At 65.8% G+C, this 26,099-nt stretch carries 24 protein-coding genes; 10 read left to right on the top strand and 14 right to left on the bottom strand.

What is annotated here, in order from left to right:
* The 8 genes from KDJ86_RS01760 to KDJ86_RS01725 form a co-directional block, all read left to right on the top strand.
* The coding region (locus KDJ86_RS01760) for a 3-deoxy-7-phosphoheptulonate synthase (RefSeq protein WP_291742089.1) at nt 1-408 on the top strand (408 nt) is incomplete at its 5' end.
* 195 nt (nt 409-603) lie between these two features.
* The gene (locus KDJ86_RS01755; protein ID WP_291742087.1) at nt 604-1,797 is read left to right on the top strand and encodes a COG1470 family protein; all 1,194 of its coding nucleotides are present in this window, start codon (nt 604-606) and stop codon (nt 1,795-1,797) included.
* Complete coding sequence (locus tag KDJ86_RS01750; RefSeq protein WP_291742084.1) at nt 1,794-2,738, top strand: ABC transporter ATP-binding protein; 945 nt, start codon at nt 1,794-1,796, stop codon at nt 2,736-2,738. The genes KDJ86_RS01755 and KDJ86_RS01750 overlap by 4 nt, the downstream gene beginning before the upstream one ends.
* Nucleotides 2,728-3,681 (top strand): ABC transporter permease, encoded by a 954-nt coding sequence (locus KDJ86_RS01745; RefSeq protein WP_291742083.1) that lies wholly within the window; start codon nt 2,728-2,730, stop codon nt 3,679-3,681. Before KDJ86_RS01750 ends, KDJ86_RS01745 begins: the two co-directional genes overlap by 11 nt.
* A gap of 272 nt (nt 3,682-3,953) precedes the next feature.
* Nucleotides 3,954-5,630, top strand: coding sequence for an NAD+ synthase (locus tag KDJ86_RS01740; protein ID WP_291742081.1), 1,677 nt, complete (start codon nt 3,954-3,956; stop codon nt 5,628-5,630).
* A 264-nt stretch (nt 5,631-5,894) separates the two neighbouring features.
* Nucleotides 5,895-7,016, top strand: coding sequence for a DUF2865 domain-containing protein (locus tag KDJ86_RS01735; protein ID WP_291742079.1), 1,122 nt, complete (start codon nt 5,895-5,897; stop codon nt 7,014-7,016).
* A 295-nt stretch (nt 7,017-7,311) separates the two neighbouring features.
* Nucleotides 7,312-8,055 carry a L,D-transpeptidase gene (locus tag KDJ86_RS01730; protein ID WP_367116732.1) on the top strand — a complete coding sequence of 248 codons (744 nt, stop codon included), beginning with the start codon at nt 7,312-7,314 and terminating at the stop codon, nt 8,053-8,055.
* A gap of 232 nt (nt 8,056-8,287) precedes the next feature.
* Nucleotides 8,288-8,512 carry a hypothetical protein gene (locus KDJ86_RS01725; protein WP_291742077.1) on the top strand — a complete coding sequence of 75 codons (225 nt, stop codon included), beginning with the start codon at nt 8,288-8,290 and terminating at the stop codon, nt 8,510-8,512.
* Here KDJ86_RS01725 and KDJ86_RS01720 read toward each other — a convergent pair.
* The 11 genes from KDJ86_RS01720 to KDJ86_RS01670 all read right to left on the bottom strand — a co-directional run bounded on the left by KDJ86_RS01720 (nt 8,509) and on the right by KDJ86_RS01670 (nt 18,431).
* The gene (locus KDJ86_RS01720; protein ID WP_291742074.1) at nt 8,509-9,603 is read right to left on the bottom strand and encodes an ATP-dependent DNA helicase; all 1,095 of its coding nucleotides are present in this window, start codon (nt 9,601-9,603) and stop codon (nt 8,509-8,511) included. The two genes, KDJ86_RS01725 and KDJ86_RS01720, sit on opposite strands and share 4 nt — an antisense overlap.
* Nucleotides 9,604-9,661: 58 nt before the next feature.
* Complete coding sequence (locus KDJ86_RS01715) at nt 9,662-10,462, bottom strand: calcium-binding protein (protein WP_291742072.1); 801 nt, start codon at nt 10,460-10,462, stop codon at nt 9,662-9,664.
* 107 nt (nt 10,463-10,569) lie between these two features.
* Entirely contained in the window at nt 10,570-11,382 is an 813-nt protein-coding gene (locus KDJ86_RS01710) for a metal ABC transporter permease (protein ID WP_291742070.1), read from the bottom strand.
* Nucleotides 11,336-12,136 (bottom strand): metal ABC transporter ATP-binding protein, encoded by an 801-nt coding sequence (locus KDJ86_RS01705; RefSeq protein WP_291742068.1) that lies wholly within the window; start codon nt 12,134-12,136, stop codon nt 11,336-11,338. Before KDJ86_RS01705 ends, KDJ86_RS01710 begins: the two co-directional genes overlap by 47 nt.
* Nucleotides 12,133-13,002, bottom strand: a complete 870-nt coding sequence (locus tag KDJ86_RS01700; RefSeq protein ID WP_291742067.1) for a metal ABC transporter solute-binding protein, Zn/Mn family — start codon at nt 13,000-13,002, stop codon at nt 12,133-12,135. Before KDJ86_RS01700 ends, KDJ86_RS01705 begins: the two co-directional genes overlap by 4 nt.
* Nucleotides 13,003-13,122: 120 nt before the next feature.
* A complete protein-coding gene (locus KDJ86_RS01695) occupies nt 13,123-14,025 on the bottom strand; it encodes a C40 family peptidase (protein ID WP_291742066.1) in 903 nt (300 codons plus the stop codon).
* Nucleotides 14,026-14,049: 24 nt separating this feature from the next.
* Nucleotides 14,050-14,739: a calcium-binding protein gene (locus KDJ86_RS01690; RefSeq protein WP_291742064.1), complete on the bottom strand. Its 690-nt coding sequence runs from the start codon at nt 14,737-14,739 to the stop codon at nt 14,050-14,052.
* Between the two features lie 211 nt (nt 14,740-14,950).
* A complete protein-coding gene (locus tag KDJ86_RS01685) occupies nt 14,951-15,934 on the bottom strand; it encodes an NAD-dependent epimerase/dehydratase family protein (protein ID WP_291742063.1) in 984 nt (327 codons plus the stop codon).
* A 16-nt stretch (nt 15,935-15,950) separates the two neighbouring features.
* Nucleotides 15,951-16,715 carry a DUF1295 domain-containing protein gene (locus KDJ86_RS01680; protein WP_291742061.1) on the bottom strand — a complete coding sequence of 255 codons (765 nt, stop codon included), beginning with the start codon at nt 16,713-16,715 and terminating at the stop codon, nt 15,951-15,953.
* 121 nt (nt 16,716-16,836) lie between these two features.
* Complete coding sequence (gene infA, locus KDJ86_RS01675; RefSeq protein WP_291742059.1) at nt 16,837-17,112, bottom strand: translation initiation factor IF-1; 276 nt, start codon at nt 17,110-17,112, stop codon at nt 16,837-16,839.
* Between the two features lie 23 nt (nt 17,113-17,135).
* A complete protein-coding gene (locus tag KDJ86_RS01670; RefSeq protein ID WP_291742057.1) occupies nt 17,136-18,431 on the bottom strand; it encodes a DEAD/DEAH box helicase in 1,296 nt (431 codons plus the stop codon).
* A gap of 530 nt (nt 18,432-18,961) precedes the next feature.
* On the opposite strand from KDJ86_RS01670, the gene KDJ86_RS01665 reads away from it, so the two are divergent.
* Together KDJ86_RS01665 and KDJ86_RS01660 are read left to right on the top strand one after the other, a co-directional pair.
* Complete coding sequence (locus KDJ86_RS01665; RefSeq protein WP_291742055.1) at nt 18,962-20,446, top strand: SulP family inorganic anion transporter; 1,485 nt, start codon at nt 18,962-18,964, stop codon at nt 20,444-20,446.
* 97 nt (nt 20,447-20,543) lie between these two features.
* A complete protein-coding gene (locus KDJ86_RS01660; RefSeq protein WP_291742051.1) occupies nt 20,544-21,398 on the top strand; it encodes a universal stress protein in 855 nt (284 codons plus the stop codon).
* A 24-nt stretch (nt 21,399-21,422) separates the two neighbouring features.
* Here KDJ86_RS01660 and KDJ86_RS01655 read toward each other — a convergent pair whose 3' ends face one another.
* The 3 genes from KDJ86_RS01655 to KDJ86_RS01645 all read right to left on the bottom strand — a co-directional run bounded on the left by KDJ86_RS01655 (nt 21,423) and on the right by KDJ86_RS01645 (nt 26,033).
* Entirely contained in the window at nt 21,423-22,034 is a 612-nt protein-coding gene (locus tag KDJ86_RS01655) for a dihydrofolate reductase family protein (protein ID WP_291742048.1), read from the bottom strand.
* Nucleotides 22,035-22,164: 130 nt separating this feature from the next.
* Nucleotides 22,165-23,358 carry a lytic murein transglycosylase gene (locus KDJ86_RS01650; RefSeq protein ID WP_291742046.1) on the bottom strand — a complete coding sequence of 398 codons (1,194 nt, stop codon included), beginning with the start codon at nt 23,356-23,358 and terminating at the stop codon, nt 22,165-22,167.
* A gap of 362 nt (nt 23,359-23,720) precedes the next feature.
* Nucleotides 23,721-26,033 (bottom strand): NADP-dependent malic enzyme, encoded by a 2,313-nt coding sequence (locus tag KDJ86_RS01645; RefSeq protein WP_291742043.1) that lies wholly within the window; start codon nt 26,031-26,033, stop codon nt 23,721-23,723.
* Nucleotides 26,034-26,099 lie beyond the last annotated feature (66 nt).

Raw genomic sequence — 26,099 nt, 5'->3', positions numbered from 1 at the left:
GTCGAAGGCAAGCTGCCGGCGCTGGTCAGGGCCGTCGAACGCGAGGGCAGGACCGTGGTCTGGTCCTGCGACCCGATGCACGGCAACACCGTCAAGTCGGAGAGCGGCTACAAGACCCGGCCGTTCGAGAGGGTGTTGCGTGAGGTCGAGAACTTCTTCGCGGTTCATCGCGCCGAAGGCACCCATCCCGGCGGCATTCATATCGAGATGACCGGCAAGAATGTCACCGAATGCACCGGCGGCGCGCGGGCGATCTCGGATGCCGATCTCAAGGACCGCTACCACACCCATTGCGACCCGCGCCTCAATGCCGACCAGTCGCTGGAACTCGCCTTCCTGGTCGCCGAACTGCTGAAGCGCGACAGGCGCGGCCAGTCCGCGCCGCAGCAGGTCGCCGCGGGGGCCTGATCTTGTCCGCCGGCCAAACGGCCAGGCGAAATCTTACCAAGGTTTAATCTGGCGCGGTTTCACTTCGCCAGATTTCCGCCCAAATCGAGGCCAGACTCGATTGCCGTCAGCGACCTGCTAAAGCCGTAACCCATCGGCCTGGGGCACTGGCACGCCAAACGCATTTTCATTGCTAATAGGATCAGGAGGAAGATCATGCGATCTGCCTGCGGTATTGTCGCGGCCTGCTCGCTGTTGGGGGCCCTGGCGCTGGCCGATGTCGCCTGCGCTCAGGAACCGACCCCAATCCCACCTCACGAGACCCGGATCGTCGGCTTGTGGCTGACCACGGACTATCCGGTTCTCTCCGAACCGATGGGTAAGGACGTAAAGCTGTCGCTTGCCCTCGAGAACAAGCAGCTGCCACCGGTGCGCGTGGCGTTGTCGGTGAAGGGGCTTCCCGATGGATGGGAGTGGAAATTCACCGGCGATAACCGGCCTGTCGGGGCGGCAATCGTCGACTCCGACAGCAGCGTCAAACTTGGCCTTGATCTCACGCCTCCGAAGGGCGCCGAGGCAAAGACCTACGGTTTCATGATCATTGGCAAGTCGGAAGGCAGGGTCCTCGAACTGCCGGTCTCGCTTTCGCTGACGGCGGCGGAGCCCGCAAGCGTAACGATCGAGCCGAAGCTGCCGGCGCTGCGCGGTACCCCGAAATCGACATTCGACTATCAGGTGACGGTCAGGAATGAAGGCGCCGAGGAGCAGCTGTTCAACCTGCTGGCGCAATCCCCTCCCGGCTTTCAGGTGGTGTTCAAGGAGCAATATGGTTCGCAGGAGCTGACCAGCCTGCCGGTCAAGGCGGGGGAGTCCAAGGACCTCAAGGTCAGCGTGACGCCTGCGAACGATGCCGCCGCGGGCCAGTATCCGGTGATGATGCAGGTCGTCAGTCCCGAGTCGTCGGCCCAGACGCAACTCGTTCTCGACATCACCGGACAGGCGAAGCTGGCTCTTGCCGGCCCTGACGGGCGGCTTTCCGGCGAAGCGACCGCGGGCAAGGAAAAGACCTTCACCTTCGCGATCGGCAACACCGGAACCGCGCCGGCCCAGGGCGTCAAGATGTCGGCGAACGCGCCCAGCGGATGGAAGGTCGACTTCGCGCCGGCGATGATCGACGTCATCCAGCCGGACCAGAAGGTTGACGTGGCCGCGACCATGACGCCCTCCGACAAGGCGATTGCCGGAGACTACGTCGTCACCGTCCGCGCCAACGGCGACGGCGCCTCGGACAATGCAGCCTTCCGGATCACGGTCCTGACCTCGACCCTGTGGGGCGTGGCCGGCCTCGGGGTCATCGGCGCCGCCGTCATCGTCCTCGCCGTGGCGGTAACCCGGTACGGCCGGCGATGAGCGCCCCGGTCATCGAAGCGAGCGGCCTGACCAAGCGATACGGCCGGGCGCTCGCGGTCGACGGCCTCGATCTGACGATCGGGGCCGGCGAGGTCTTCGGCCTTCTCGGTCCGAACGGGTCGGGCAAGACGACGACGATCCTCATGTTGCTCGGCCTCACCGAGCCGACCGGCGGTAGCGTCCGGGTGCTCGGATTCGACCCGCTGCGCCAGCCGTTGGAGGTGAAGCGTCGCGTCGGCTACCTGCCCGATCAGGTTGGCTTCTATGACACCCTCTCGGCCCGCGAGAACCTTGTCTATTCGGCGCGGCTCCTCGGCCTTGCTTCCGGGGATGCCGCCCAGCGGATCGACCGGGCCCTCTCGGTCGTTGGACTCGCCGAGGTGGCGGATCGCCGCGTATCGACCTTCTCCCATGGCATGCGCCAGCGATTGGGGGTGGCCGAGCTGCTGGTCAAGGAGGCGCGGGTGGCGATCCTCGACGAGCCGACCAATGGCCTCGATCCGCAGGGTACCAGCGAACTGCTTGCCCTTATCCTCAACCTCAAGGCGGAAGGGATGACGGTGCTCCTGTCGTCGCATCTGCTTGGCCTGGTGCAATCGATCTGCGACCGCGTCGCGCTGTTCCGCAAGGGACGGGTGGGGCTGGTCGGGCCGGTGGACGAACTCGCCCGGGACGTTCTCGGCGGCGCCTACGTCGTCGAGATCGAGACCGAGGGCGTCGATCTCGCCGGCGTCCTGGAGGGAATGGACGGCATCGCCGGCGTCGCCCGGTCGGAAGATGGCCGAAGCCGCGTCGACGCCGATCGCGACCTCAGGAAAGAGATCGCGCGGCGGGTGGTCGAAGCCGGTGGCGGGTTGCGCAACATGACGCTCACCCGGACCAGCCTCGACGAGATCTACAGCCGCTACTTCGAACAGGAGGAGATGTCCGATGCGGCGTGAGGGATCACCATTCACGGGCCTGTCGACGGTCGCCCTGAAGGAAGCCGCCGACCACATGACGAGCGCGCGGATGCATCTGGCGATGCTGCTCGTGTTGCTCACCGCGATCGGCGCCATCTACGGCGCCATCGGCCAGATCAAGAATACGGTGGGGCAGGATCCGTTCCTGTTCCTCCGGCTCTTCACCACGGCGCGCGATCCGCTGCCGTCCTTCGTGTCCTTCCTGGGCTTCCTGTTGCCTCTACTGGCCATCGCGCTCGCCTTCGATGCGATCAACGGCGAGTATTCCCGGCGCACGATGAGCCGGATTCTCGCCCAGCCGATTTATCGGGACGGGCTTCTTGCCGGGAAATTCCTCGGCGGTCTGATCGTCCTGACCATCTGCCTTGTCACGCTGTGGCTGCTGGTCACCGGTCTCGGCATTCTGACGCTTGGCCTGCCGCCAAGCGGCGAGGAGGTGCTGCGCGGCATCGGATTCCTGCTCTGCTGCATCGCCTATAGCGGGGTGTGGCTCGCGGTCGCGCTGCTTTTCTCGACGGTGTTCCGGTCGCCGGCGACCTCGGCGCTCGCAGCGCTGTCCCTCTGGCTCCTGTTCACGGTCTTCTGGTCGATGCTCGCGCCGTTGATCGCCAGCGCTGCTGCCCCGGTCGACCAGTTCGATCCCATGTCGGTGGTGACCAATGCCGAACTCCAGCAGGGCATTGCCAGGGCCTCGCCATTCACGCTGTTCGGCGAAATGACCCTGGGGCTGCTCCATCCGGCCACCCGCGCTCTGGGCCTGATCTTCTTCGGTCAGCTACAGGGGGCGGTTATGGGCGCGCCGCTGCCTTTCTCACAAAGCGCGCTTCTCGTCTGGCCCCAATTCGCCGGCCTGATCGCCGCCATGATCGTCGTCTTCACGATCGCTTATGTCGTCTTCCAGCGACAGGAGATACGGGCCTGAGACCGGTCGCCTGACCGGGTCTCGCTCCCGTTGCCGCGGCGCAAATATTGGTGCCGCGGCAATGGAGGGCGGCACCGCATGCGGGCGAGGCGAGCGAAGTCGGGACGAGGACGGACGCAGCGCCGGCCGGCTTTCAACCGGGCCGGAAATGCCGCCTGGCGCACACCTTCAGCCGAATCGGCGCATAGGCGGACCTTCGCTTTCTTCGGCGAATACCTCGGCGCCGGCGGATGACGATTGCCCGCCATGGGCGGTCGCGCTAAACCGGCGATATGGCAGCAAACCTGACCGATACCATCCGCATCACCGTCGCCCAGCTCGACTCCGTGGTTGGCGATATCGATGGAAACCTTGCCAAGGCGCGGGCCGCGCGGCAGGCCGCCGCCGCGGCGGGCGCTGATCTCGTGGCATTTTCCGAGCTCTTCGTCGCCGGCTACCCGCCGGAAGACCTGGTCCTCAAGCCGGCATTCCAGGATGCCTGCCGCAAGGCGGTCGAGGACCTCGCCGCCGACACGGCGGATGGCGGCCCCGGCGTGGTCATCGGCACGCCATGGCCCGAAGCCGGCAAGGTCTACAACGCAGTCGCCCTGCTCGACGGCGGCAGTGTCCAGGCGATGCGCTACAAGGTCGAGCTGCCGAATTACGGTGTGTTCGACGAACTGAGGGTCTTTGAGCCCGGGCCGCTGCCGGGGCCGGTCGATTTCCGAGGTGTCAGGCTCGGCCTGCCTGTCTGCGAGGACATCTGGTTCGATCAGGTCTGCGAATGCCTGCTCGAAACCGGTGCGGAACTCCTCGTGGTGCCGAATGGGTCGCCCTACTGGCAGGGCAAGGCGGACGCCCGGCAGCAGGTCGCCATCGCCCGTGTTGTCGAGACCGGCCTGCCGCTGATCTATATCAACCAGTGTGGCGGCCAGGACGAGCTGGTCTTCGACGGCGGCTCCTTCGGCCTCCATGGCGATCGGACGCTGGCCTTCCAGATGCCGCAATTCGTCGAGGCGACCGAGACGGTGACCTGGACGCGCGACCGCGTCGGCGGGTGGCGCTGCGCAGATGGTGCCTTCGCCGCGCTGCCCGACCTCGATGAGGCCAACTGGCGGGCCTGCGTGCTGGGACTGCGCGACTACGTCGACAAGACCGGCTTTCCCGGCATCGTCCTCGGCCTGTCCGGCGGGATCGATTCCGCCGTCTGTGCCGTGATGGCGGTCGATGCGCTCGGGCCCGAACGGGTCCACTGCGTGATGCTGCCTTACCACTACACATCGAACGAAAGCCTGAGCGACGCGGCGGCGCTCGCCGAGAATCTCGCCGTTCGCTATGACCAGGTGCCGATTGTCGGTCCGGTCGAAGGCTTCGAGGCGGCGCTCAAACCGATGTTCGGCGATCGGGCGCCGGATACCACGGAAGAGAATCTCCAGTCGCGCGCCCGCGGCACCATTCTGATGGCGATCTCCAACAAGTTCGGCTCGATGGTGCTGACAACCGGCAACAAATCCGAGAACTCGGTCGGCTACGCGACGCTCTATGGCGACATGAACGGCGGCTTCAACCCGATCAAGGATCTCTACAAGACCGAGGTCTACAAGCTGGCGGAATGGCGCAACCGGCACGAGCCGGAGGGGGCGCTGGGACCGGGAGGCGTCGTCATCCCGGCAAACATCATCATCCGTCCGCCGTCGGCGGAACTGCGGCCCGACCAGACCGACCAGGATTCGCTGCCGCCATATGATATTCTCGACGATATCCTCGAATGCCTCGTCGAGGACGAGATGCGGATATCGGAGGTCGTGGCGCGCGGCCACGATATCGATACCGTAAGGCGGGTCGAGCGGCTGCTCTACATCGCCGAATACAAGCGCCGTCAGGCGGCGCCCGGCGTCAAGATCACCCGCAAGAATTTCGGTCGCGACCGGCGCTATCCGATCGTCAACAAGTTCCGCGATCGCGGCTGAGGTCGTCCGGTCTGGCCGCGCCTTGGCGGACCACCCGCCCTCCGGGCCGGCGATTGCCGATCGATACCATGTCGAAACACCGTGGTCGGGCCGATGGCCACCACGCGTCTTCGTCGTTGACCCGCCGAGTCGCCGGATTCATACTTCAGGTGATTTGTTCGCCAGGCCCGCGCCGGTGCGTCATGCGCCGGGAAGAACGGGCCGGGGAGGGGTCCCAAACACGGTAAAGGGCCGGGTTGTCCGGTCGGTGCGAGGACCTTGCGGATGCGATATTGGCGGATACTCGCCCTGGCGGTCGTCGCGACCCTGACGCAGTCGGCCGAAGGTTCGGCCGAAACGGGTGCCTGCGCCGCGCTCGAGGCACGCCTCGCGGCACTTGACCGGGTGAGTGACGATTACTGGGACAACGACTTCCGCAACACCGAGACGGCGATCGATCGCAAGCAGGCGGAACTCGACACTGCGATGCGCCAGGCGCGGCGGGCCGGCTGTTACGGACGGACGATCTTCCGGCCGAGGGGGGCGGGCAGCAACTGTCCGGCGCTGACCAGCCGCATCGAGAGAATCCAGGCGGAGCTCCTCCAGGAGCAGGGGCGCAGCCACTCGATCGCCGACGATCCCTACAGCGTCGACCGCGAGCGGTCGCAGGTGGTTGGCGAGCTGGTCGCGAAGCAATGCGGCGACTATGCCTCCTTCGAGCGCGGCGGACGCCGCCGGACCGGGCTCCTCGCGTCACTCTTCGGCCGGCGGGGATCCTATGACGGTGTGCGTTTCTATGGCGGGGGATACGATAGCGGCTTCGACGGCGGCACCTACCGGACCGTCTGCGTGCGGACCTGCGACGGCTATTATTTCCCGATCAGCTTCCAGGCTACCGCCGCCGAATTCGGCCGCGACGAGGCGGCGTGCCACGCGCAATGCCCGAGCACCGACGTGTCGCTCTACGTGTACCGGAACCCGGGAGAGACCACGTCGCAGATGATGTCGCTTGCCGGTGAGCCCTACACGGCCCTGCCGACCGCCTTCCTCTACCGGAGCAAATATATACGGGCCTGCAGCTGCGGGGCGTCGCCGGTCGATGCATATGCCGCGACACCGGTTCCCGCACCGGTCGCTCCGCCAGCGCCGCCGCTGATCGCGGAAATGCATGGTGGTGTCCTGACGATCGCGCCAGCGCCGCCACCGGAAAGACCGCCGCCGCCGGAAGCGCCTCCGGCTGATCCGCCGGCGACGGAGACCGCCGGCGCTTCCCCCGACGGCCACGTCGCGCCGTTCTCGATGAAGCCGCCCGCCAGGCCACACGCGGCTGCCGCGCAGAAAGCCGGAAATCAGGGCGACCGGCCCGTCCGGGTGGTCGGTCCACCAAGCTACCTGACGGTCGAATAGCCGTTTGCCGGGTTGTGCCATATCGGCACCGCCAAGCCGCTGAACGGATTGTGAAACCTTTTGTGACAAGGATCACTTCCTTGGCGGCCCGAGGTTTGCCATTTTTGCAGTGTGTTATGCGGCCTGCGAATTCAGGGGAATCGCAATTTCTTTTTCTGTTACAGTATCTTGCCGCAATGCGGCTGGGGGAGCAGCACAAGACGTGACGTCGAGAGTGACCAGTTGGCGCGAGCGCCGTTCTCTTTTACGTGCCGCGGCGCTCTGCGCGATCGTCGCGCTCGGCGGCTGTTCGTCCATGACCACGACCAAGGACGGCCAGCCGATCGATCCCCTTGTCGTCGCCATGTATGCACCGGTTCAGGGCGAGCCTTTTCCCGTTCCCGCGATCCCCATCAACCGGGTCGATTCCAAGCTCTTCCGCCAGACGGTGCCGACGCCCGCGAAGATCACGGCAGGGCCGGGAACGATCGTCGTCGATCCCTACGAGAAGTTTCTCTATCTGGTCCAGGATGGGGGGCAGTCGCTCCGCTACGGGATCGGGGTCGGCAAGCAGGGCTTCGCCTGGGCCGGCGAGGCCCAGATCGAGGATAAGCAGCACTGGCCGAAGTGGTTCCCGCCGGTCGAGATGCAGGCGCGCGACGAGCACGCCGCCAAATATCCCGACGGCATGGATGGCGGCCCGCAGAACCCGCTGGGGTCGCGTGCCATGTATCTCTACGAAGGCAATTGCAAGAACGGCAATATCCGTACGCCGCAATGCCGTGATACGCTTTACCGCATTCACGCGACCAACGAGCCGCTGTCGATCGGCAAGGCCGTCTCGAGCGGCTGCATCCGGATGTGGAACCAGGATGTGATCGATCTGTATGATCGGGTTCAACTCGGCACCAAGGTCGTGGTGCTGCAGGGACCGGGCGGTGCCGCTCCGGCGCCCGCGGTCGCCGGTGCCCCAACGGTGATTCCGATCGACCCGGCGGTGCCATCGACGCCGGGTGCCGAGCCGGTTGCCGTGTCGCTTCCCAGCAACTCGACGATCTGATCGGCGAAGCCGCGGGCATCCGCAACGGCGCGCGGGGCGCGCCTCGCCCTGGCGCGACCGACACCTTCGCCGGGAGAGTCGCCCCGAAGGGACGAATGACCGCCGCATGGATGCAGCCGGACTGACTGGAATCGCTCTGGATGCTGCGGATCCATCGGAGGTCGCTGGTGCGATCGACACCGCCGTGGCGGCCGCGGTCCACCGATCTCATACGCGCGATGGGGAGGACCTGATGGCCGCCGCGATCCATGCGGTCGGCCACCTCGCGCGCCGGTTCGGCGCGGTTGATGCGGCGTTGCTCGATCGGGTGGTGACAGCCGCAAGCGGCTTCGGGAGGTCCCGCAGGGTCGCCGGCGCGCTGTATGACATGCGGGACGACATCGGACATTTCATTCCAGAAAGCCCGCCGGCGGTTCCGTCGGTGCGCGACGGCACCTGCCGCGACGGGCCAGGCTAGCGCACGACGCGGATGCGCCTGGCAGCCCTGGTGATGCCGGTGTAGAGCCACCGTGCTGCATTCTCGCGGAAGGCGAAGCTTTCGTCGAAGAGGATCACATCGTCCCATTGCGATCCCTGGGCCTTGTGGACGGTGAGCACATAGCCGTAGTCGAAGGCGTCGGAGCGCCGCCGCGCCGGGGGGGCCAGCGCCTCCGCCGTGCCGTCGAAATAGGCCGGGTTGATCGCCACCACCGTGTTGGCCCGACCGATCGCGCCATCCTCCGGCGCCAGGGCGTAGCGGAGCAGGCCCTTGCGCGGTGCCCGCACCTTGTCGACGCGCCACAGGCTGCCATTGAGCAACCCGCGTTTGCGGTCGTTGCGGAGGCAGACGAGGATATCGTCGGCGACGGGATGGGGCGTCGCGCGCCCGAGCAGTTCGCGGATGCGGCTATTGTAGTTGCGACGGGTGACGTTGCGGCCGACCAGGACCTGATCGGCGCCGGTGACCGCTTCCGGGTCGATGTCGTCCCGTGAGATCACGGCGCTTTCGCCATAGACGCCATAGTCGAGCCGGCCGCCTTCGCGGACGATCATCGAAAGCCGGACGATCGGATCGCCGGCGGCCTGGCGGTGGACCTCGGTCAGCATCACGTCCGGTTCGGCGTCGGTGAAATAGCCGCCGCCGGCGACCGGCGGGAGTTGGGCCGGGTCGCCAAGGACAAGCACCGGCGCCCCGAAGGAGAGCAGGTCGCGGCCGATCTCGTCGTCGACCATCGAGCATTCGTCTATGACGATGAGCGACGCCTTGGCCGCCGCGCTGTCGTCGTTGAGGATGAAGGTCGGGCCGGTCTCGTCCTCGCCGCGCATCCGGTAGATCAGGCTGTGGATGGTGCCCGCGCCCCGACAGCCCTTGCCCCGCATGACATGCGCGGCCTTGCCGGTATAGGCGGCAAACAGGGTCGGGCCGTCGACGCTGTCGGCGAGATGCCGGGCAAGGGTCGTCTTCCCGGTGCCGGCATAGCCAAACAGGCGGAAGACCGGCGCTTCGCCGGCCTTCAGCCAATCGGCGACCGCCTTCAGCGCCGAATCCTGCTCACGCGACCACTGCATCGGCGTGGTCTAGACGAGGCGGCGCCATCCGGCCAGCCCATGGCGGCCGGCATCGTTCCTAGACGATCAGGAAGTCGCCGTAGCCTATGTCATGGTGGCCGGAGAATTTGGCGAAGAGCACCTTGGCGTCGCCGCCCGCGCCGTCTGCGTCGTAGTAGAGCTTCTGCTTGTTCTCGCGGAAGACGAGGTACTGGTCGGCAGTCTTGGCCTTGCTTCCAACGACGAAGTTCTTGCTCGAGATGCCTTCGCCGTCCATGCCCTTGAAAGCCGTGAATATCTTGTCATCGAGCCAGATCGAGTCGGTGCCGCCGCCCTGGCCCTTCAGGTAGTTCCAGTCCCTGATCGTATCGACATTGTGCTTCGAGTTGAGCTTCTCGTCGAAAACGAAGGCGTCGTTGCCAGTGTAGCCCTTGAGGATGTCGTTGCCCTTGCCGCCGTGCAACTCATCGTCGCCGCCATAGCCGATGAGCTTGTCCTTCTTATTGAAGCCGTACAGCTTGTCGTCGAAGAAAGAGCCGAGGATGCCATCTTCCTCCGCGAACATTTTCGGAATGTATTTATGCCACTTGTCGCTGCTGCCGTAGGCGGCGTCGAGAAACTTGTCGACCTTCACGTTCATGTGGGTGATTCGGTAGAGTTCGTCGCCGCCATATTCCTTGACGACGACGCCGAACAGTTTGCCTTCCTTGACCTTGTTGTTCTTGTCCAGCTTGAAATGGCCTTGCAGGCGGACTTCGATGCCATTCTTGACGACGACGAGCTCGCCGTTGTCTTCGACGAAACCACGGTGCTTCAGTGTCTTCCGGATTTCGGTGAGCTTGCTGTTGTTGGAGCCAGCGGTCGCATCGAACGTCGACATACTTTCACGAATCCCCTCAGGCCGCCCCTGCGCGGCCGCACACACTCTCGTTGGAGGTCAATCGTGTCAAGATTTGGCCAAACCGGCGGCCAATGGCCTCATTTTTGTCACCGCGGAACCAGCGCCGCGAGATAGACCAGCGCGCTGAGGGCCGTGATGCAGAAGCTGACCGGCCAGTCGCTGTAATAGGCAACGACGATCCCGATCCATGCCTGGCCGAGCCCGAGAGCGCAGGCGAGGGCGATTCCCGGCCATAGCCGGCATGTCAGGCGCTGCGCCGCGGCGGGCGGTCCGACCAGCAGGGTGAAGACGAGCAGCACGCCGACGATCTGGACCGACTGGGCGACAGCCAGCGCCACCACGGCGAGGAAGAGCGTTCCCACCAGCCGGAGCGAGACGCCACGGGCCTCGGCTAGTTCGGGCTGGAGGCTGGCGAAGAGGAGCGGCCGGCCGATCGCGCCAAGCGCCGCCAGAGCGGCGACGCCGAGCAGGATCAGCCAGCCGAGCATGGTCGCGGAGACCGCCAGCACGTTGCCGAAGAGGATGGAGGTCGCTTGAAGGGTCGTCGCGGTGTTGAGGTTGAGAAAGAGCAGGCCGAAGCCGAGCGCCAGGGTCAGCACGATGCCGATCGCGACGTCGCGGCCGCTGAGCCTTTCTCCCAGCAGCCCCATGGCCGAGCCGGCCGCCAGGGTGAAGGCGAGCATGCCCCAAAGCGGGCCGATGCCGACAAGCGCGGCCCCGGTCGCGCCGGCGAAGCCGACATGGGACAGCGCATGGCCGGCGAAGGTCTGTCCGCGCAGGACGAGAAAATAGCCGACCGCACCGGCAACGACGGCGACGATGCCGCTCGCGGCAAAGGCGCGTAGCATGAAGTCATAGGTGAGCATGGTCGTGATGATCGCGTTCGATATGCTCGCCACCGGACATGACGAAGATCCGGCCCTTGGAGCGGATGACGTCGATCGGCGTGCCGTAGAGCCGGCTTAGCGTCTCCGGATTGACGACTTCGTCGACGGTGCCGAGGACCGCGGTCCCGCCGCCGAGATACAGCACCTGGTCGATGGCGCCGAGAAGCTGGTTCAGCTCATGGGCGCTGAACAGCACCGTGAGGCCGAATTCCTTCGAAAGGCGTCGGACCAGAGTGACGATGACATGCTGCTGGTGCTGGTCGAGGCTGATCAGGGGTTCGTCGAGGAGCAGCAGCCTCGGACGGCCGATCAATGCCTCGGCGATCAGCAGCCGCTGGCGCTGGCCGCCCGACATCGCGGAGAAGGGGCGTTTCGCCAGCGCGGTTCCGTCCACTGCCTCGAGCGCCCAGTCGATCTCCCGCCGGGCCGCCCTGGTCAGGATGGGCAGGCCGTAGCGATGGCCGTTCAGCGAGCTGGCGAGAAAGGCCCGCCCGGACAGGCGGATATCGGGACGGGCGGTATGGGTCTGCGGCAGATAGCCGACCGCCGGATTTCCCTGGCGGACCGGATGGCCGAGGACGGAGATGCGGCCCCTGGCGGTTGGATGGAGGCCGAGAATCGCGCGGATCAGCGTCGTCTTGCCGGCACCGTTCGGTCCGAGCAGGCCAACGAAGGCGCCTTCGGCGATATCAAGGCCGACGTCGGCGAGGAGAGGGGACCCCGCGCCGACGGACAGCGTCACATGATCGAGGGATATGGCGCTCAAGACGATGGCGTGGACAGCGCTCTTTCGGTGGCGTCGAGCTGATCGAGCATCCACCCGGCATAGGTTGCGCCAACCGGCATGGTCTCGGTGACGCCGACGACCGGCACGCCCGCTTCCTCGGCGGTCGCCAGCAACCGCTCGGTCAGCGGGTCGACGACCTGGTTGTTGTAGAACAGCACCTTGACCCGGTGGTCGCGAAGATCGGCTTCCATTTCGGCGATCTGGCGGGCCGAGGGCTCGGTCTCGTTCTGGATCGCGCGCTGGAAATCGACGTTGCGCATTTCCAGCCCCAGCGCCTCCGCCATCAGGCCGAAGACCGGTTCGGTCGCGGTCACCGGCGCACCGGCGTAGCGGCCGCGAATGTCCCCGATCTTCTCATCCAGCGGCTGAAGCGTTGCGAGGAAAGCCTTCTTGCGACTCTGATATCCGGCGCGACCGTCCGGGTCTGCGGCCGAGAGCGCCCCAGCGAGCGCATCGGCCAGCGCCGGCACGGCGCGCGGATCGTACCAGAGGTGCGGATTGTCGCCTTCCTTCGCGCCGATCAGCGTCGAGACCTCGATCACCGTGCGGTCCGGAGCGTCGGTCGCCTCGACCAGCCGCTCCATCCAGTGATCATACTCGATGCCGTTCATCACCACGAAGCGGGCATCGGCGACCGAGCGGGCCACGGAAGCCGGCGGCTCAAAATCATGCGGATCGGCCTCGGCGCTGACGACGACGCTTTCGACGGACACGCGATCCCCGCCAATTGCCGAAGCGACCTCCGCGTAGAAGTTCTCGGCGGCGACAATCGGGATGGGGAGGTCCGCGGCCCGTGCCGAGACCGGCATGGCGAGGAGGAGGGCGGCGGCAAGGGCGGATTTCATGGAGTTGCTCCTGTAGGGAGATGCAACGTTATAACATTACATTTTGGAATGCAACGACGAATGGCCATCGGACGTGTTGCTTGCGAGACGAGCTTCCGAGAATCGTGGGCGACGATGGCTCTAGGCGGCGCTGGAAGCCGGGCCGGGAACCAGCCGCCGGACACCGGAGGGCTGGCCGACGACCTTGAGCAGCCGGCGGAAGGCCTCGCCGGTCGGCTCGACGACCACGCGCATATGATGGCCGCTCGAATGGATAACCGTGTCGCGATCCCGAATGATCAGGGCATGGCCGGGCCAGATGACGATGTCTCCGCGTTCCAGAGTTCCGTCGAGCCCGTCCGCCACCGGATCACCGATCGTCTTGGCCTGAAGGTCGGTGTCGCGTGGGACGGAGCGGCCGGTGAGCGACAGGACAAGCTGGACGAAGCCCGAGCAGTCGACGCCACGGCTCGTGCGGCCGCCCCACAGATAGGGCGTGTTGATGAAACGTTCGGCGACGGCGACGAAATCGGAGGCGAGCGGTGTTTCCAGCGGCTCGACATCGACGTCGACCACCGCTCCGTCACCACCGCGCAGCAGCCGGTAGACGGTTCCCCGGGTTGTCGCCTGACCGTCGACGGCAATCCGGCTGCCCGCGACCAGGGTGGCACGGGGCGGCAATTTCAGGTCGGGTGATGGATACAGGAACGTCCTCGGCGCCGTCACCCGATGCGTCGGCTCCGGCTCCATGTCGCCAAGCACCTGGGTCGGAATGAAGCCGACATAGGAATCGAACGCGCACTGGCAGAAGGACCAGCCGTCCGAGGTGTCGCCGAAGACGCGGACCACCTCGCCAAGGACGACTTCGCTGTCCATTGGCGCCGCCACAAGCGGCGAGCGCTTCAATGGCGCCTGACTGACGGCGACGCGCTTGAGGGTTCCTTCCGCGAAGGATTGCGCCTCGACCCGCCCCTTCAGACGCACATCCGCCAGCTCCGGTCGGAAGGCGTTGATCCGCGGATCGAGCGCTTCGGCGTCGCCCATTCGCGCCGTTCCGGCGAGAGCGGGTCAGTCAAACATGAAGTTGTGGAAGGTCAGGTGCAGATGCGCGTCCAGCTTGGCGACCTTGTCAAACCCTCCCGGATCGGACCCGTTCTGGTCGGTCCACACATATCCGTTTTTCTCGTTGTAGCCGAAATAATCGTTCCCGTCCTTCGGGCCCTTGCCGAGAGCGAAATACTTCTTCTTGATCTCGCCCATGGTGCCGTCAAAGCCGGCCATGAAAACGTTGTGGTTAAAGTGGAGGTAATCCTGCTTGACGTTGAAGTCGACGATCATGTCCACGTTGGTCTTCGAGTCCGGCGTGGTGTTGAATCCGTAGTGATCCTTTCCCTTGCCACCCTTCATCCAGTCGAGACCGAGGCCGCCGAAAAGCCAGTCGCCGCCTTTTCCACCCTTTAACTTGTCGTTGCCGTCAAACCCCTGGAGGAAGTCTTTACCATTGCCGCCATTCAAGACATCGTCGTAGGCGCCACCAGCGGCCCAGTCATTGCCATTTCCGCCGATCTGCTTCACCTGACCCATCCCGTAGTAGGCAAGGGTATCGTTGTCGTCGCCGCCGTATATCTTCACGAAACCGGCAGCCGTAAGGGTAGAGCTAAGCTGATCGTTCCCATCGTATCCGTACATCGTCATGTAGGAGCCGGATTCGTTATTGTCTTTTTCGTCACCAATATATGTCGCGATATCTGCAACCATTACCGTCTTCCTCCAACGTGGCTTACAATCAATCTGTCGTCATCGGGTTTCTTGGAGTTACTGCCTAGAATAGAACCAGCCATGCGCGTCATAGTGTCACCCCGAGGCGCCAACGGCAACCCGGTTCGTGTCGTTGTGACGGACAAAATTCCGGTGTCATTTCAGGGGCGACATGGCCGGAGGGCGAGCTCGGCGTCGACCCTGTGGGCAGCTACGACGCAGGGCGACCCGCGAACCAGGCATGGGTGTCCCTGAGGGTCTCGGCGAGGGCGCGGGGCCGGTAGCCGAGCTGACGCTTCGCCTTGGCGTTCGAGCAGTTGCGGGATCCATGCGTCACGATGGCGAGGCTTTCCGCCGTGAAGAGCGGCTCGCCGCCGGTCAGGCGCGCCGACAAGAGGCTGAAGGGCAGTCCCAGCCGGGCGATGCCCGCCGGCACCACCCGGCGCCGGACCGGTCGTTTCGCAATATCCCCGCACAGCCCGCCCAGCTCCCCAAAAGAGGCCCAGTGGCCGGACAGGAGGTAGCGCTCGCCGCGCCGGCCGCGATGGATGGCATCGCAGGCGGCCCGGCAGACATCGCGTGCGTCGACCCAGTCAAAGCCGCCTTCGACGAGGAGGGGCATGCGGCCGGAGAAGAGCGCCCGCAGCATCGCGCCCGCCCGCGACGGCACGAAGTCGTATGGCCCGATGACCCCGGTCGGATTGAGGATGACCGCATCGAGTCCCTTTTCGACGCCGGCGAGCACCTCGCCCTCGCCGAGCGCCTTCGACTGGTCGTAGCGGAAGGAGGTCGCGTCGGCGGGCGGCGCCGATTCATCGATCACCCCGTCGGTGCGGGTGGTCCGCAGTGCGTGGATCGAACTGAAATGAACCAGCCTGCCGACATCGGAGTCGAGGCACGAGGCGACGACATTTCGCGTTCCCTCGACATTGGTCCGCATGACGCGGCCGTCCGGGTCGCCACGGATGCTGATCAGGCCGGCGAGGTGGAACACCACGTCGATGCCGGCGAAGGCCGGGGCGAGTGTTGCGGGATCGCACACGTCGCAGGCCATTCGCTCGACGGCCAGGCCCTCCAGCGCCTCCGATCTTGCCGTCGAGTGGTGGAGTGCGCGGACCGCATGACCATCGGCAAGGAGGAGTCGGACAAGATTCGCTCCGAGATGCCCTGTGGCGCCGGTGACGGCTATGTGCATGGCGGTGCCGCCATCGCTAGAGGAAGCCGGGGATCACGGCCCGGCGTCCCGCGGGATAGTCCGGGAAGTGCTCGCCGTACCATCGATGATGGCTGAGCGAACGCGGGATCAGGTTGGCGGCGGTCCAGATGGCGAAACTGAGCGCGGGGAGATTCCAGCACATTACGGCAAAGCCGGTCCACTCGACGATCTCTCCGAGGTGGTTCGGGCATGAGAGATATTCAAACGGGCCGCCGCGCGGAATCACATAATCGGCGGAACCGGGCCGCCGCAGATGGATCAGCCGGTTGTCGGCCCAAAGGTTCAGGAGCGCACCGGCGACGAACAGCACAAGTCCGATGATGAAGCGCGGGTCGGCCAGCCAGGAATCGGGATAGAGCGCGGCGATCCAGCCGAGATAGCTGCCGTTCAGGCCCGCATTGACCGCGTTGAAGCCGACGGCCGAGACGACGATCAGGAAGGGCATCCGGCGGCCGCGATTGCGGGCGCGGAGAGGAAAGACCAGGCCGCGCTGCAGGTAGTGCGCGACCCAGAGGGCGAAGAAGACCCACATCGGCGCTGTCTTCGCCGTCGGGCCGGCAAGGAAGAGGGGCACAAAGACGAGGAGCGGCACGAGCTCCATCGTGATCCATCCGAGACGGGCCGGCACCGTCGGTCCCCAGCCGTGGCGGAGATGACGGCCGTAGGGGGCCGTAATTCGAAGCTGGATCGGCATGAGCGCAAGCGCGAGCGCCATCCACGCGAGGACAATGAGGTCGAAGCCCGAGGGGGTAAGAGACACCTGTCAGCGCGCTCCCCGTCTCCCGGCCCGTGCGCCGGGCCGGCAACGATTTCGCGCCTGTGGCGGAAAGGCAAGGCCCGGGCGCGCCGTGTCTCGTTGTGCCCGGACCGGTGTCGGTGGCCTAGCGGCGCTTGAACTGCTGCCGGCGCTGGCCGGTTCCGCCTGCCGAGCCGCCCTCCGCCTTGTGCCGGAAGTTGATGCGGCCCTTGTCGAGGTCATAGGGCGTCATCTCGACCCGCACCCGATCGCCTGCGATGGTGCGGATGCGGAACTTGCGCATCTTGCCGGCGGCATAGGCGAGTATCTGGTGATCGTTGTCGAGCGTCACCCGGAAATTCCCGTCGGGAAGGACCTCGGTGACCGTGCCTTCGAATTCCAGGAGTTCTTCCTTTGCCATCTTTTTCTCCTTCTAGGGCAGGTTCAGCTTTGCGGATCAGCCGCGGGAGGGTGCGGTTCCCGCAGGAAGGCGACGGCGCCGATATTGTCGCCGGCATAGGACTGACGGGGTGGCCGTTGCCCGCCGCCGCGTCTCCGGTTGCGGCCGCGCGCTGCACGCCGCGGCTTCGGCTTCTGGGACGGGGCAGGGCGCTCCTCGGCTCGCTCCCCGGTCGCCGGGATGTCGAGCTTGATCAGCCGCTCGATCGACCGCAGGAACGGTGTCTCGTCCGCGCTGACCAGCGAGATCGCGATCCCCGATGTCCCGGCGCGGGCGGTCCGGCCGATGCGGTGGACATAGGTCTCCGGGACATTCGGCAAATCGTAGTTGATGACGTGGCTGATGCCGGACACGTCGATGCCGCGGGCCGCGATATCGGTGGCGATCAGCGTGGTGACGCTGCCGTTCCGGAAGGCCGCAAGCGCCCGCTCACGCTGGCCCTGGCTCTTGTTGCCGTGGATCGCGTTGGCGTCGATGCCGGCCTTGGCCAGCACCCGGACGACACGGTCGGCGCCGTGCTTGGTGCGGGTGAAGACGAGCGCCCGGTCGACCGAGCCGTCTTTCAGGGCGTCGGCGAGGAGGCCGGGTTTGTCGGCGCGATCCGCATGGATGACCCGCTGTTCGATCTTCTCCGCGGTGGACGAGGGAGGCGTGACGCTGACCTTCGCCGGGTCGGTGAGCATCTCGCCGGCAAGCCGTGCGATCTCGGTCGGCATGGTGGCCGAGAAGAACAGTGTCTGGCGTTCCTTCGGCAGCATCGCGACGACGCGGCGGATGTCGTGGATAAAGCCCATGTCGAGCATCCGGTCGGCCTCGTCGAGGACGAGGAACTCGACCTGGTCGAGCTTGACGGCCCGGCTCTTGGCGAGGTCGAGCAGGCGGCCGGGCGTGGCCACCAGCACATCGACACCGCCGCTGAGCTGGCGGATCTGCTTGCGGATCGGAACGCCGCCGATCGCCAGCCTGACGCTAAGGCGGAGATGCTTGCCATAGGCGGTGAAGGACTCGACGATCTGTCCGGAAAGCTCGCGGGTCGGGCTGAGGACCAGCACCCGGCAGGACTTCGGCGTCAGCGGCTTACGCGACGTGGCCAGCTTGTGGAGGATCGGCAGCGCAAAGGCGGCCGTCTTGCCGGTTCCGGTCTGGGCGATGCCGATAAGGTCTCGCCCGTCCAGCGCGATCGGTATCGCCTGTGCCTGGATCGGCGTGGGATTGGTGTAGCGGGCTTCGGAAAGCGCGCGTGTTATCGGCTCGGCAAGGCCGAGCGCGTCGAATGACATGTAGCAGTTCTTTCTATAAGCGGATTCAGCCCGTCGGCTCACTCAAGCCGGGAACGCAATTCGCCGTCTGTCGGGGACATCCCGCGCGGCCTGGGCTGTCGTCTCTGGGTGTTTGTGGGCAGGCAGAAAACCGTGGTCGGGTTCCGTGCAACGCGGCCTGCAGAAGCGTTATGGCGGCTATATCGGTGCTCGGCGCCGAAAAATCAAACGATTTCTTTGCCGTGGCGGCCATCCGACAGCACGGGTCGGCCAGCCGCGATAGCTGAACGTATCGCCGATCCCGGCTGAATTGGTCGCTTCTCTCGCGCCCCCTGGGCCGATCGGCCGGCCCGACGCATAGCCGCTATGCAGCGGCGATATTGCGATGCAGCAACGCCCGGGCTACCCGTTGGCCCTGTCGGAATTCGACTATTCCGGCGATTCGACGCGTCTTCGCTTCCGGCGAGGGCGGCTCTTCTCCAGTCACCAGACGTGCTGATGCGCGGATTTCACACCCCGCATTCGTGTCGTGCGTTCTCGCCGGATGGTTCATGAGGTCACTGACTGCCTATCGCGCCCAATGGTTCGGGAACATCCGTGCCGATCTGCTCTCGGGCCTTGTTGTCGCGCTCGCCCTGATTCCCGAGGCCATCTCCTTTTCGATCATCGCCGGGGTCGATCCCAAGGTCGGCCTCTATGCCTCCTTCTCGATCGCCGTGATCGTCGCGATCACCGGCGGCCGGCCGGGCATGATCTCCGCCGCGACCGCGGCGACGGCCGTGCTGATGGTGACGCTGGTGAAGGAATACGGCCTCCAGTATCTGCTGGCGGCCACGGTTCTCGCCGGTCTCATCCAGATCGCCGCCGGCCTCCTGCGGCTCGGCTACGTGATGCGCTTCGTGTCGCGCTCGGTGATGACCGGCTTCGTCAATGCGCTGGCGATCCTGATCTTCATGGCGCAACTGCCCGAACTGATCGACGTGCCCTGGCTGACCTATGTCATGGTCGCCGCCGGGCTCGCGATCATCTACCTGTTCCCGAGGGTGACGAAGGCCATTCCGTCGCCGTTGATCTGCATCCTCATCCTGACCGCGGTTGCGATGACCTTCGGTCTCGACTTGCGGACGGTCGGCGACATGGGTGAATTGCCGTCGACGCTGCCCGTCTTCCTGCTCCCCGACATCCCGCTGACCTTCGAGACGCTGACGATCATCCTGCCCTATTCGGCGGCGGTGGCGGCGGTCGGCCTGCTCGAGTCGCTGATGACGGCCACCATCGTCGACGACCTGACCGATACCCCCAGCGACAAGAACCAGGAATGCATCGGCCAGGGCATCGCCAATACCGCGACCGGGTTCATCGGCGGCATGGCCGGCTGCGCGATGATCGGCCAGTCGATGATCAACGTGAAGTCGGGCGGGCGCGGCAGGCTTTCCACCTTCTGCGCCGGCATCTTCCTTCTCTTCCTGATCGTCGTTCTCGGCGACTGGGTGAGGCAGATCCCGATGGCGGCGCTCGTCGCGGTGATGATCATGGTCTCGATCGGCACCTTCAGCTGGTCGTCGATCAAGAATCTGAGGACCCACCCGAGGTCGTCGTCGGTGGTGATGCTGGCGACGGTGCTCTGCGTCGTCTTCACCCACAACCTGGCGATCGGGGTGCTGGTCGGGGTTTTGCTCTCGGGCATCTTCTTCGCCTGGAAGATCGCCCAGATCTTCCGGGTGACATCGACATTGTCGCCTGATGGCAAGGCGCGGACCTATGTCGTCGAGGGCCAGGTCTTCTTCGCCTCGGCTGACGCCTTCACCGCCGCCTTCGACTTCAAGGAGGCGCTGGAGAAGGTGACCATCGATGTCAGTCGCGCCCATATCTGGGACATTTCCAGCGTCGCGGCGCTCGACATGGTCGTTCTCAAGTTCCGTCGCGAGGGGGCGGTGGTGGAGATCGTCGGCATCAACGAGGCGAGCGAGACGATCGTCGACAGGCTCGCCATCCATGACCAGCCCGGTGCCCTCGAACGCCTGATGGGGCACTAGCGCGCGGCCTCCGTTTCGTTTCTCCATCAGGCCGGTCTGTCGCATGTCCGGGCCGAAAAAACGCGCGGCCTCGCCTGTTTTGCTCTAGGAGTAAGCCATGTCGAAATTCATCGCCCTGGTCGACGGCTCGATCTATTCGAAGAGCGTCTGCGACCATGCCGCCTGGATCGCCGCGCGGACGGGGTCGGAGGTCGAGATTCTGCACGTGCTTGGCCGGCGCGACGTGGCGACGGCGCAGTCGGACTTGAGCGGCAGCATCGCGCTCGGCGCGCGGACCGCGATCCTCGAAGAGTTGAGCGCTCTCGACGAGCGGCGCGCCCGGCTGTCCCAGCAGCGGGGCTGGGCGATCCTCGACGATGCAAAGGCGCTGATCGAGGCGGCCGGCATCGCGGGCGTGACGACCCGGCTCAGGATCGGGGACCTCGTCGAGGAAGTGGCCGCTTGCGAGGCGCATGCCGACATGGTCGTCATCGGCAAGCGTGGCGAGGCGGCCGATTTCGCGCGGCTCCATCTCGGTTCGAACCTCGAGCGCATTGTTCGCTCGGCCAGCAAGCCGACATTCGTTGCCTCCCGCGCCTTCAAGCCGATCGAGCGTTTCCTGATCGCCTTTGACGACGGCGCCAGCAGCATGAAGGCCGTCGATCACGTCGCCCGCAGCACGCTTTATGCCGGCCTGCAATGCCGGCTGGTCATGGCCGGTGTCGAGACGGACGAGACGAGCCGCCAGCTGAACAACGCCAGGGCGATACTCGAAGCCGGCGGCTATGACGTGGCGGGAGCGGTTGTCGCCGGGCAGCCGGAGAAGGTGATCGCCGAGGCGGTCGAAGCCGACGGCATCGACCTGCTGGTGATGGGGGCCTATGGCCACTCGAAGATCCGCAACCTGATCATCGGTTCGACGACCACGGAGATGGTCCGGTCCTGCCAGGTGCCGGTGGTTCTCTACCGCTGATATCCGACCGAAAACCGTCCGGCTTCAGCCGGCCGGCCCGGACTCGACCGGCAGCGGCCGGACGCGATGATAGGCGTTGACCAGCACGCCGCTCGCCACCGGCGTCGTGCTGACGAGGGAAAGTTCGCGGGCGTCCGCGCCCTCGGGGAAGAAACGTTTCCCGTGCCCGAGCAGAACCGGACAGACGAGCAGCAGCACCTTGTCGGCGAGCCCGTGCCGCAGCAACACCGGCGTCAGGGTCGAGCTGCCCCAGACGATCAGGTGAGGACCGTCCTTCGCCTTGGCGTCGGCAATACCCGCCACGATGTCGGCGCCCAGGCTCTCGACCGGTCCCCATTCCAGGCTTTCCGGCCGATGGGTCGCGACGTATTTCCTCGCCGCGTTCAGGCTGTCGGCCATCGGGCTTTTCCCGGCCTTTGGCCAGTAGCCGCTCCAGATATCGTAGGTACGGCGCCCGAGAAGAAGATCGAAGGCCTCGCCATGCGCGACGACAATCGCCTCGCGGACCGCCGGATCGGCATGCCGCATCGACCACCCGCCAAGGTCGAAGCCACCATCCCGGTCCTCGTCCGGCCCGCCCGGACCCTGTATCACGCCGTCCAGCGAGATATGTTCGATGATCGTGATCGTCCGCATGGGTGAAACTCCCTGGGTTCACTGTCCGATACGGCGGTGACGAACGAAGTCGCGCGGAATCGACATCGGCCTGCTTGAAGCCGGCCGGCACTCGGGTATGACCATACGGAAGATGATCGATGTCTCACCGTCAGTGGATGCTGCGGATCATCCCGGCATCCGGCAGGCAGGTGATCGTGTCGCCGTTCTTGGCCTGCCACTGGCCGACCGTGATCCGGGTCTTGAAGCCGACCAGGCCGTCCGAGCCGCCGACGTCGAATCCTTGCGCCTCGAACTGCCGCTGCATCCTGGCAACATCGGCGCGGCTGAAACCTCCGACCTTGCCCCATTTGGCGACGAACGGCTTGTTGTCGGCGAAGCGGTCGGCGAGGTGCCCGACATAAAGGGCATAGAGGTCGGAGTAGTTGTACTCCTTCAGCACATAGAAGTTGCCGCTGACGATGAAGGCGGGGCCGAGGCGGCCGGCAGGCATGAGCAGGAAGGCTTCCCGGTTCTGCTCGATGCGGGGGAGCGGACGGCCATCGATCCAGGTCACGCCAAGCTTGCCCCATTCCGCCATGCCGCGGCCCTGCTCGGGGCCTTCGAGATAGCAGGGGACCGCGGCCGGAACCGCCGCCTCGATGCCCCAGCCGCGCTCCGGGTCCCAGCCCTTGTGGAGCAGGAAATTGGCGATCGAGGCGAGGGTGTCCGGCACCGAGTTCCAGATGTCGCGATGGCCGTCGCCGTCGAAGTCGACCGCATAGTTCAGGTAGTAGGACGGGAGGAATTGTGGCTGGCCGAGGGCGCCGGCCCACGAGCTCTTCATCTGCGATGGCTTGATGTCACCGGCCTCGACGATCTGCAGCGCCGCGATCAGCTCCGGCCGGAAGAACGCCTTGCGCCGCCCCATATAGGCGCGCGTCGCCAGCGTCCGGATCGCCGAATAGGGCAGCTTGGCGTTGCCGAAGCTCGTCTCGCGCGCCCAGATCGCCAGCGGGATCTCGCCGGGGACGCCGAAACGCTGCTCGATCGCGGCGAGCGTCTTGCCCCATTTCTTGATCAGCCTGCGGCCGATGGCGACCTGGGTGTTGAGGTTGTTCTGGTTGAAATAGGCGCCGGGACTGCGGAACTCGGCCTGGGATTCCACGGTATGCGGTGCGGATGTGCCAGGTGGCACCAGTTCGGGCAGGTCCCAGTCGAGCGTCACCCCGCCAAGCGCGGCGTTGAAGGCTGTCCGCGACACGCCCGCGGCCTGCGCCTCCGGCCATATCTCATTGGCGAGGAAGGCCTGGAAGTCGCGCTCGATCGCCCGGCGGTCGACCGCATGGGCGAGGCCCGTCGCCATCATCAGGATCAGCCCGGCGAGCCAGGCGTGGCGCCAGTCGCGCCGCCGAGCGGGCGGTCGCGCTTCGGCATCGGATCGAGGCGTGTTCGGTCGGCGCGGGATCGGCATCCGGTGAGGATAGCAGACCGATCCGGGCGATCGAAAGGCCGGCGGCGCGCCGATCTCACATGAAGGAGGCGACCGAATAGCCGAAGAGCATCCCGGCCATGATCCAGGTGAGGAAGGCGAGGGTGACGAAAGCGAAAAGGGTGTTGGCCATGACAAGGTCCGCCGCATTGAGGGTTGCGGCGGAGCCTCGCATTTTGTGGCGGTACCAAGGCTGAATGCCTTGTTGTCCGCGGTTCAGGGACCTTACCGGGGCGTTAAGGCAATGCCGCCGCGGCCGCGCTTTCCTCCGCCTGCGCGCCGACCACCGCGAGCGCCGTCATGTTGAGCACGCCGCGCGAGGTGACCGAGGGCGTCACGATATGGGCGGGTTTGGCGGCGCCGAGCAGGATCGGCCCGACATGCAGCGCGTCGGTCATCCCCTTGAGGAGATTGAGGGCGATATTGGCCGAATCGAGGCTCGGGAAGACGAGGAGGTTGGCCTCGCCTTCCAGACGTGACGTCGGCATCACCCGTTGGCGGAACGCCCCCGACAGGGCGGCGTCGCCGTGCATCTCGCCGTCGACCTCGAGGTCCGGATCGGTCCGCCAAAGCATCTCGACCGCCGCGCGCATCTTGATCGCGGTGTCGATCTCCCGCGTCCCGAAGTTCGATGCCGACAGCAGCGCCGCCTTGGGTTCGAGGCCGAAGCGCCGGATCTCGGCGGCGGCAAGCCGTGTCATCTCGGCGATCTCCTCGGCGTCGGGATCGACAGTGACGTGGGTGTCGGTGAGGAAGTAGCTGCCGCGGGTGTTGATCAGCAGGCTGAGGGCCGAGAAGGTCCGGGCGCCGGGCTTCAGCCCGATCACGTGGCCGATGTCGCGGAGGTGGCGGATGAAGCGGCCGCCAAGCCCGCAGATCAGCGCGTCGGCGTCGCCGCGCTCGACCGCCAGGGCGGCGATGACGGTGGTATTGGTGCGCACCACCATGCGGGCGGCTTCCGGGTCGATGCCCTTGCGACCGACCTTGGAGAAATAGAGGTCCGAATAGGCACGATAGCGGGGATCGTCCTCCGGATTGATGATCTCGCAGTCGCTGTCGAGCGAGAAGCGAAGGCCATAGCGCCGGCAGCGCACGTCGATGACGTTCGGGCGTCCGATCAGGATCGGACGGGCGATGCCTTCCTCGATGGCGATCTGTGCGGCGCGGAGCACCCGCTCGTCCTCGCCGTCGGCATAGACGATCCGCTTCGGTGCCGATTTGGCCGCCGAGATCATCGGCTTCATGATCAGGCCGGAGCGGAAGACAAAGCGGTTGAGCTGGTCGAGATAGGCCTCGAAGTCCATGATCGGCCGCGTCGCGACCCCGCTCTCCATGGCGGCGCGGGCGACGGCCGGGGCGATCTTGAGGATCAGGCGCTGGTCGAAGGGGGAGGGGATCAGGCTCTGGGCGCCGAAGGTCTCGGCCTCGCCACCGGAAGCGCGGGCGACGACGTCGGACGGCGGCTCGCGCGCGAGATCGGCGATCGCCGCCACCGCGGCATGTTTCATAGCCTCGTTGATGGTCGTCGCGCCGACATCGAGCGCGCCGCGGAAGATGTAGGGGAAGCAGAGGACGTTGTTGACCTGGTTGGGGAAGTCCGACCGGCCGGTGCAGATCATCGCATCGGGGCGCACGGATCGTGCGACATCCGGCATGATTTCCGGCACCGGGTTGGCGAGCGCCAGGATCAGCGGCCGTTCGGCCATCTCCTCCAGCATCTCGGGCTTGAGGACGCCGCCGGCCGAGACGCCGAGGAAGACGTCGGCACCCGGGATCACCTCGGCGAGGGTCCGCTTGCCGGTTTCCTGCGCATAGGCCGCCTTCCACGGGTCCATCAGCGTCTCGCGTCCCTTGTGGACGACCCCGTCGATATCGGTGACCCAGATGTTCGACGGCGTGGCGCCAAGCGAGACCAGCAGGTTGAGGCAGGCGATCGCCGCGGCACCGGCGCCAGAGGCGACGATCTTGACGTCGCCGATTGCCTTGCCGGCGAGCGACAGGGCATTCACCACCGCCGCGCCGACGATGATCGCCGTGCCGTGCTGGTCGTCGTGGAAGACCGGAATGTTCATCCGCTCGCGGAGCCGCGTCTCGATAGCGAAGCATTCCGGCGCCTTGATGTCTTCGAGGTTGATGCCGCCGAAGGTCGGCTCCAGCGCGGCCACGACGTCGACGAAGCGGTCGATATCGCGCTCGTCGACCTCGATATCGAAGACGTCGATCCCGGCGAACTTCTTGAAGAGGACGGCCTTGCCCTCCATCACCGGCTTGGAGGCAAGCGCCCCGATAGCGCCGAGGCCGAGAACCGCGGTTCCGTTGGAGACCACGCCGACGAGGTTCTGGCGCGACGTGTAGTCGGCCACCAGCGACGGGTCGCCGGCGATCGCGAGGCAGGGCGCGGCAACGCCCGGCGAATAGGCGAGCGCCAGGTCGCGCTGGTTGCCAAGCGGCTTGGTCGCCTGGATCTCGAGCTTTCCCGGCCTGGGAAACTTGTGGAAGAAAAGGGCGTGCTGGTCGAGGTCGCTGCCCTCGGGACGCGGGTCTGACATTTTTTTGGACTTCGATCCGGGATATTCGCGCTGCGGAGGTCGACGGGGGAACGATAGCAGATACAT

Source organism: Bauldia sp., assembly GCF_020442045.1.
Classification (GTDB): Bacteria; Pseudomonadota; Alphaproteobacteria; order Rhizobiales; family Kaistiaceae; genus Bauldia.
This window is presented reverse-complemented; position numbering and strand designations above follow the sequence as displayed.